Genomic DNA, 1256 nt, shown 5'->3' with positions numbered 1-1256 from the left:
GAAGCGCCAACAAGTGAAGAAAATACAGAAGAAATAACAAATACTGTTTCTTCAGATGAAAATTTAAATCTTCAAGGTTCTGAGAAAAGTGAAGATAATAAGATTGAAGCTTTGAACTCAAACTATGATTTAAATAGTTCATTATCTTCGGAAGAATTAAACTTGAATAGTGCACCGGCGTTTATGTCCTTATATAGCATGCCAGCAAGCGATTCTACTAATGAGACATCTACTATTAATTTGCCAGCTACTACAGTAAGAGGAAGAGACAACTATGAATTTTACGGAAGGGTAGATATTGAAGAAAATCCTACAGATTTAAAAGCTAAGAATTTAACAAGATTTAATTATGGACAACCAGCTGGAACGACTACATCAGGTGCTGTACAATTTAAAAATCAAATTACATTTGATAATGATTTCGACTTTAATATTAGAGTAGCTAATAATCATCAAAGTAATACTTCAGGTGCTGATGGTTGGGGCTTTATGTTTAGTAAGAATGATGCAAATACTTACTTAAAAGATGGCGGCATTTTACGAGAAAAAGGTATGGCTGATGCAGCTGGCTTCAGAATTGATACAGGTTACTACAATAATGATCCATTAGATAGAGCTGAAAAACAAGCAGGCCAAGGATACAAAGGATATGCTACTTTTGTGAAAAATGATGCCCAAGGTAAGACATCTAAAGTAGGTTCAGGCACTCCGGGAGACAATGTTAATAATTCAAAATTTGACGGCATTAAATATGCTGATAATACAACAAACGACTCCGATGGTAAATTTTATGGTCAAAAATTAAATAATGTAAATTTAAAATATAATGCTTCAAATGAAACATTTACAGCAACTTATGCTGGTAAAACATGGACAGCTACTTTGTCAGAATTAGGGTTAAATAAAAAAGATAGTTATAATTTCTTAGTAACATCAAGTCAGTATGGAAATGGTGATGCTGGAACTTACGCAGATGGTGTAATGAGAACAGACTTAGATGGCGCAACATTAACTTATACTCCTAAAGCTCAAGAAGGTACACCAGAAACGACAACAGAAAAGATTCCGTATGAAACAAAACGTGAATTTGATCCAAAATTAGCGCCTGGTACAGAAGAAGTCGTACAAAAAGGTGAAAATGGAGAAAAAACAACAACAACACCTATTTATGTCAATCCAACTACTGGTGAAAAAGTAGGAGAAGGAACACCGACAACTAAAGTAACAAAAGATCCAGTGGATGAAATCGTACATTA

1 protein-coding gene is annotated in these 1256 nt (G+C 33.9%); it reads left to right on the top strand.

The features are described 5' to 3' along the window. The coding region (locus tag HMPREF3046_RS05585; protein ID WP_256278220.1) for a G5 domain-containing protein at nt 1-1256 on the top strand (1256 nt) is incomplete at both ends.

It is taken from the genome of Staphylococcus sp. HMSC070D05 (genome assembly GCF_001815595.1).
In the GTDB taxonomy this organism is placed as follows: Bacteria; Bacillota; Bacilli; order Staphylococcales; family Staphylococcaceae; genus Staphylococcus; species Staphylococcus hominis.
The sequence above is the reverse complement of the archived record's forward strand: the minus strand, read 5'-3'. Positions and strand labels throughout refer to the sequence as shown.